Consider the following 6,313-nt stretch of genomic DNA (forward strand, 5'->3'; position numbering starts at 1 on the left):
ACTAACGATTATTTGGATTTTATTGACACTCTTCGTAACTTTTTATTGGATTGCTAATAAAAAGTTTAATGATGAATAACCATGATGAGTATAGTAGATTTACGAATGCTTTTAAAACCTGGAATAATATAATGGATTCAAATAAAACACCGAAATAAGAAAAAGCTTCCACTACTGTGGAAGCTTTTCTAAATGATGTGCAATATCAATATACATATTTGAGTAAACTGAATGTATTTCATTACTTGGCGTAGCGTTAGAAGAGAAGTGGACAATTACCATATTTGCTTTCGGATCGATGTAAAGTGTTTGTCCGTAACTACCTAACACTTCAAAAGCACCTTGTTCATTGTAGGGAATCCACCATTGATTATGATAAGAAATGGAAGCTCCAGGGCCAATTGCAAGTTCACCTTCTTGGACATTTTTTATATCTTCAGTAATAGAAGAAGGGAGAATTTGTTTTCCGTTATATTCCCCGTTGTTTAATAGTAATTGCCCGAATCTCGCCATATCTCTAGCAGTTGCATTTAATCCAGCACTAGCTTGTTCTACTTTTGTTTCATCTGTAACGTAATACGCGTTTTCTTCCATACCAATTTGAGACCAAATTCGTTCGCTTACATTTTCAGCTAGTGATTTACCAGTAATAGTTCTAATAATCCAAGCGAGCGTTTCTGTTGATCCGTTATTGTAAGAAAAGGAAGAACCAGGCGGTGCAGTTTCTTCGGCTTCTCGTAACATATCATAAATTTTCATCGGACCGCCGTAATTTTTGCCGCGGGGTAAAATATTGCTAGCTAAATATAATTGTGCATCTTGATTTTCTAGCCCAGGCTGCTCATATCCGTGGGTCGGGTATTCTGCTGAAACTTGCATGTCCATTAATTGCTGAAGTGTCGCTTTTCCGAACGGTGTGTTTTTTAGTTCTTTTATGTAAGTGTCAGCTGTTTTTTCTAAGTCAATACGTTTTTCTTCAGAGAGAGATTGTATAATTGCCCCGGTAAAGACTTTTGCTAATGATGCCATACCATGAGGTTCATTCTGTTTATACCCATTGAAATATCGTTCGTAAACAAGTTGTCCATTATGTACAACGACAAAAGCATCCGTTTTGTTATAATCTAAAAGTTTTTTTAGAGGAGTTGTATTTCCGAATCTACGCTCCACGGCAAAATCGTCTAAGTTTTGCAATGCGGAAGGGAAGTGAGCAATTTGGTCAGGATTGTTTTTTACGTCATTAACTAAAGTGAATTCTTTCATGTGTGTGTACGACCAACGTAAGTAAGGGTCATTTAACCAGTTTTCTTTTGTCACATTATGTTTTGATGGGGTCGTTTTATTTTGTTTGAAGTAAGTAAACCCAAGCCCTGTAATTACAAATATGAATGTTAGTATAAGTAAGAGTAGGGGAGATTTTTTTAGTTTCATATATGGCCCTCCTTTTTATTTCTACTATAAGTATACGCTCGTCTTGAAGGAAATACAAAATAAGGAAAGTAAACGGGGAAGTTTACTTTCCTTATTAACGTTAAGCGGAAATTTTTCCGTCTGTAGGTTGTTTCTTGAATTTTTGTTTTCGTCCGTGTAATCCATAATATAAAAGTAAAGTGAACGCAACGATAATAGCTGCGATAAAATACATATTATGATAACTGGATTTCGCTGCGACAATACCTAAAATGAAAGAACCAAAGCCAATACCACTATCAAAGAATGAGAAGTACGTAGCTGTCGCAGAACCACGTCTATGGTTTGGAGCAGCAGAAATCGCAATCGTTTGGAAACTCGGAATTAATGTTCCGTAACCTAAACCGATTAGCATACCTGCGCCAAGGAACCAAAATGAAGTTTGTGCTTGGCTTAATATGAACATTCCGATTGTGAAAATAATGATAGCAGGGTAAACGAGTACATTTTCACCGAAGCGATCAAAAATCTTTCCTGTAAATGGACGAGAAATGACAACGACAAGTGCATATACAATGAAGAAATAACTTGCAATTTCACTTAAACCGAGTTCTTTCGCATAAATAGGAATAAAGGATAAAATACCACTATAAGAAAAGGCTAAAACAAATCCTGTAAGTGCAATCGGAATAGAAGATGGTTCGATTAAGTCTTTCCATTTCATTTTTTCACGTTTTTGTTTGCTAACAGGTGCTTCGTGCGGAATATTTACAAGTAGTCCTAATAAAAATGCAAGTAATGAAAATACGGAACAAACGATAAATAACACAGTAAACGAAAAATGAGAAATAATTGTTAAACCTAAAAAAGGACCAATTACCATCGGCAGACTCATAAATACGCCGAAATATGCAAGTGCTTCGCCTCGTCGATGAGCTGGCGCAACATCAGTTACAATCGTACCAGTGGCTGTCGTTGCCATCCCGAACCCAATACCGTGTAAGAAGCGAAGGGCAAGTAATAAGAATAAACTTTGCGCACCGAAATACATAACAGTAGCGGCTAAAAATAATGAAAGTGAAATAAATAATATTTTCTTTCTTCCTAAATCATCGAGCCATTTTCCTGTGAATGGTCTACATAAAACAGAAGAAATAAGAAACACAGTTGCAACTAAACCAATTTCCTCAGGTTTTCCTTTTAGGCCGTCTATTACATAGACAGGCAGAGTAGTCATAAGCATGTAAAATGTTAAGAAGAGAAATAGACTACTAAAACAAGTTCCGAGGAAATCCTTCGTCCAAAGTTTCTCACTTTGCATCGTCATCCCTCCAATTTAATCTAAATTTTTAATAATTTGTTGTAACACTTGAAATGCTTGATGTAAATCATCTTCATTAATACCTTCTAGCGTTTTTTCTTCGAAAGTATCAACTTCTTCTTGCCATACTGGAATCATCTTTATCGCTGTTTCGGATAAAGAAATGAGCTTCTCGCGGCGATCTTTACCTTCTGTACGAATAATCCATCCCATCGTTTCCATACGTGTTAACGTACGAGTCATCGTTGGTGATTCAACATTTAAATACTGGCACAATTCTGTTTGTGTACAAGAACCAGTTTGATTAATGCGGAAAATAACAGCCCATTGCGCACTAAATAACCCTGTTGGAGATACACGTTCATTAAATTTCTTCGTAAACTTTCGAGAAGTCTGGCTGACGATGTGAAAAAAATGTTGTTTTTCGTCCATGTATTTTGATCCTTTCAAATTAGTTACCTAGCTAACTATAGACTTTTTTATAATAATTGTCTAGTAATAGACATGTTGATTTATGTAAAAAATTCTTATAGGTTTTATGTTGCGAACGTATATTCTGCGTGCTATTCTTTAATTAAGTAAAGAATTTTCTTTCTATTAAATAGAATGGGGGAACTTGTGATGATTAAGCCTGCAACAATGGAGTTTATTTCACTATCGAACGGAGAAACGATTGCATATCAGGAAGTTGGAAGGCGAAATACAGATATTCTTGTACTCATTCACGGGAACATGACATCGTCACAACATTGGGATTTAGTTATTGAAAAGTTGCAAGATCAATACCATATTTACGCTCTTGATTTAAGAGGGTTTGGACAATCAACGTATAATCGGTCGATAGATTCATTACAAGACTTTGCAGAAGATGTAAAATTATTTATCGACGAGTTAAAGCTGGAGAAATTCTCATTAATGGGCTGGTCAATGGGCGGTGGCGTTGCGATGCAATTTACAGCGAATCACCCAACTTTTGTAGAAAAGTTAATTTTAGTAGAATCAGTAGGAATGAAAGGATACCCAATCTTTAAAAAAGATACGAATGAGCAGCCGATTGTATCAAGTTTAGTAAAGACAAAAGAAGAAATTGCGCAAGATCCAGTACAAATCGCTCCAGTATTAGACGCGATAAAAAATAGGAACAAACTATATTACCGTACAGTATGGAATCTATTAATATATACGCATAACCAACCTGAACCGGACCGTTATGAAAAGTATTTAGATGATATGTTAACGCAACGTAATTTCGTAGATGTGAATTATGCGCTCATTACATTTAATATTTCAGATGAACATAATGGGGTTGTAGAGGGAAGTAAGCAAATTCATCATATTAAAGCGCCGACACTCGTCATACAAGGTGATAGAGATTATGTCGTACCGCAAGTAGTCGGTGAGGAATTAGCGAAACATTTGCCAAATGCAGAGTTGAAGGTATTAGAAGATTGCGGTCACTCGCCGTTTATTGATTGTTTAGATGTATTTATAAAACATGTAGAGGATTGGTTAGAATAGAAATAATCCCCGAAATGAACAGTATTGCATATACTATAACATTTGTATGTTAAAGGGGAGATTATCAATGCATCAACCATTTTTCATCGCTTATGCGCCATATAATCATTACGCATATACAAAAATGATGATAAACCCGCTGTATATGCAAGTTTCGCCAGCTGTAGTTCCTTTACAAATGCAATATCCGCAGCCACCAATCGCTAACACACAGCAATACTTATATGGAACTGCATTTTATAAGAATCCGTATTTCAAGCAATTTCATAACAATGTGAAAGCGCAAGTTTGGGAAGGGTAGGAAGCTAAAAGGTCCATTCTTTTAGCTTCTTTTTTATTGTGAATATTCGTACACGCATTTGAACAAACAGTTTATAATGAAAAGTGGAAGCGTGAGAAGGAGAGGGACAGAGGATGTCAATGCGTTTTACATTTTGGATTATGGTTGGGATTGTAGCAATTTCTGGTTTATCACAAGGAATGCTCTTACCTGCCATTGCAATGATTTTTGAACAAGAAGGGGTTAGTTCAAGTATTAACGGTATTCATGCGACGGCATTATACATTGGGATATTAGTTATTTCGCCGTTTCTTGAAAAACCGATGCAAAGATTTGGAATGAAGCCAATTATCGTTATAGGTGGGTTTCTCGTTATTATTTCATTATTCTTTTTTACACAAACATTTTCGTTTTGGGTATGGTTTATCCTTAGATTTCTAGTTGGAGTCGGAGATCATATGCTGCATGTCGGAACGCAAACGTGGATCACGACAACATCAGACCCAAGTAAAATAGGGAGACAAGTATCGATATACGGTGTATTCTTCGGAATTGGTTTTGCTGTTGGTCCGTATTTAGCAAGCACTGTGCAGTACGGTCTTGCAACACCATTTATTATATCTACTATACTTTGTTTAATAGGTTGGCTTTTACTACTTCCAACAAAAAATGCATTCCCAGCGCAAGATGAAAGAGAAGTGAAGAGTGAATCATCATTTTCTCGTTATAAACAAGTTGTTGGATTAGGATGGATTGCACTGCTAGGTCCACTTGCATATGGCGTACTTGAAGCAATGTTAAACAGTAACTTACCAGTATACGCACTTCGTAAAGGATGGTCTGTTTCAGATGTATCCTTCTTGTTACCAGCATTTGCAGTTGGGGGTATTATTACACAAATTCCGCTCGGTATATTGAGTGATAAATACGGAAGGGACCGTATATTAACGTGGACGTTTAGCATAAGTACGGGCATTTTTCTACTTGCCGCCGTATTTGATCAATATTACTGGATCGTCTTTGCCTGCATGCTTTTAGCGGGTATGGTTATTGGATCGTGTTTCTCTTTAGGGCTTGGATTTATGACTGATTTATTACCGAGACACTTACTACCGGCAGGTAATATATTATCCGGAATCGCTTTTAGTTTAGGAAGTATTATGGGGCCTGTATTAGGCGGCGTATTTATAGAAAAAATACAGTATACAAGCTTTTTTATTGCGGTTATGATTATAATGGGAATTCTAGCAATGTTATATATGGTCTACATGAAGAATCAATTCGCATCAAGAAAAATAGAAAGTAGGTTAGGGCATGACAAAACAACCTAATAAAAAGAAATTTGAAGTACTAGAAAATGAAACAATTACAGACTGCTTAGCACGTATGGAACAAGAAGGCTACGCTCCGTCTCGTCGTATGGAAGAGCCGATCTTTCATGAAGTAAAGAAAGACGGCAAAACAGTAGTTGAGCCGTGCGGTAGGAAGATTGTTTTTGAAGGGAAATTGAAGTAATCCAATAACAAATTCTCTTTATCGTATAGAGCCATCCAATAGTGAAGTGCACCCCAATTGTTAGACACAGCCTAACAATTGGAGGTGCATTTTTTATGGCTAAATTTTCTTCAAAAGAAAAAATCCAAGCGGTGAAACGATATTTAGATGGTACAGAAAGTGGAAAAACAATTGCTAAATCTATAGGAGTTAACCCTAGTGTACTTCGTGAGTGGATTAGACGATATGAGTCTTCAGGTGAAAAGGCCTTTGAAAAGTGCTATACATTC

The 6,313-nt window shown here is 36.4% G+C and carries 8 protein-coding genes; 5 read left to right on the plus strand and 3 right to left on the minus strand.

Going from position 1 to position 6,313, the window contains the following annotated elements; all coding sequences use genetic code 11:
* Positions 1-171: 171 nt before the first annotated feature.
* The 3 genes from ACTJJY_RS17105 to ACTJJY_RS17115 form a co-directional block, all read right to left on the minus strand.
* The gene (locus ACTJJY_RS17105; protein ID WP_440606094.1) at positions 172-1,431 is read right to left on the minus strand and encodes a serine hydrolase domain-containing protein; all 1,260 of its coding nucleotides are present in this window, start codon (positions 1,429-1,431) and stop codon (positions 172-174) included.
* Between the two features lie 100 nt (positions 1,432-1,531).
* On the minus strand, positions 1,532-2,731 hold the full coding sequence (locus tag ACTJJY_RS17110; protein WP_001190333.1) for an MFS transporter: 1,200 nt from the start codon (positions 2,729-2,731) through the stop codon (positions 1,532-1,534).
* A 15-nt stretch (positions 2,732-2,746) separates the two neighbouring features.
* A complete protein-coding gene (locus ACTJJY_RS17115) occupies positions 2,747-3,163 on the minus strand; it encodes a MarR family winged helix-turn-helix transcriptional regulator (protein WP_000343680.1) in 417 nt (138 codons plus the stop codon).
* A gap of 189 nt (positions 3,164-3,352) precedes the next feature.
* Between ACTJJY_RS17115 and phaZ the strand changes: the two genes are divergently transcribed.
* From phaZ to ACTJJY_RS17140, 5 genes are all read left to right on the plus strand, one after another.
* Positions 3,353-4,249 carry an intracellular short-chain-length polyhydroxyalkanoate depolymerase gene (gene phaZ / locus ACTJJY_RS17120; protein ID WP_440606095.1) on the plus strand — a complete coding sequence of 299 codons (897 nt, stop codon included), beginning with the start codon at positions 3,353-3,355 and terminating at the stop codon, positions 4,247-4,249.
* A gap of 67 nt (positions 4,250-4,316) precedes the next feature.
* A complete protein-coding gene (locus ACTJJY_RS17125) occupies positions 4,317-4,550 on the plus strand; it encodes a hypothetical protein (protein WP_440606096.1) in 234 nt (77 codons plus the stop codon).
* Positions 4,551-4,663: 113 nt separating this feature from the next.
* On the plus strand, positions 4,664-5,860 hold the full coding sequence (locus tag ACTJJY_RS17130; RefSeq protein ID WP_000062798.1) for an MFS transporter: 1,197 nt from the start codon (positions 4,664-4,666) through the stop codon (positions 5,858-5,860).
* On the plus strand, positions 5,844-6,044 hold the full coding sequence (locus ACTJJY_RS17135) for an NETI motif-containing protein (RefSeq protein WP_000166303.1): 201 nt from the start codon (positions 5,844-5,846) through the stop codon (positions 6,042-6,044). The genes ACTJJY_RS17130 and ACTJJY_RS17135 overlap by 17 nt, the downstream gene beginning before the upstream one ends.
* A gap of 95 nt (positions 6,045-6,139) precedes the next feature.
* Positions 6,140-6,313, plus strand: a 174-nt coding sequence (locus ACTJJY_RS17140; protein WP_326268117.1) for a transposase, incomplete at its 3' end; no start/stop codon positions are given.

The sequence above is a fragment of the Bacillus sp. 22475 genome (genome assembly GCF_052044835.1).
In the GTDB taxonomy this organism is placed as follows: Bacteria; Bacillota; Bacilli; order Bacillales; family Bacillaceae_G; genus Bacillus_A; species Bacillus_A cereus.

Coding starts and splice junctions, on each gene's coding strand:
- ACTJJY_RS17105 (WP_440606094.1), bottom strand. CDS start 1,431: ATGAAACTAAAAAAATCTCCCCTACTCTTACTTATACTAACATTCATA.
- ACTJJY_RS17110 (WP_001190333.1), bottom strand. CDS start 2,731: ATGCAAAGTGAGAAACTTTGGACGAAGGATTTCCTCGGAACTTGTTTT.
- ACTJJY_RS17115 (WP_000343680.1), bottom strand. CDS start 3,163: ATGGACGAAAAACAACATTTTTTTCACATCGTCAGCCAGACTTCTCGA.
- phaZ (WP_440606095.1), top strand. CDS start 3,353: ATGATTAAGCCTGCAACAATGGAGTTTATTTCACTATCGAACGGAGAA.
- ACTJJY_RS17125 (WP_440606096.1), top strand. CDS start 4,317: ATGCATCAACCATTTTTCATCGCTTATGCGCCATATAATCATTACGCA.
- ACTJJY_RS17130 (WP_000062798.1), top strand. CDS start 4,664: ATGTCAATGCGTTTTACATTTTGGATTATGGTTGGGATTGTAGCAATT.
- ACTJJY_RS17135 (WP_000166303.1), top strand. CDS start 5,844: ATGACAAAACAACCTAATAAAAAGAAATTTGAAGTACTAGAAAATGAA.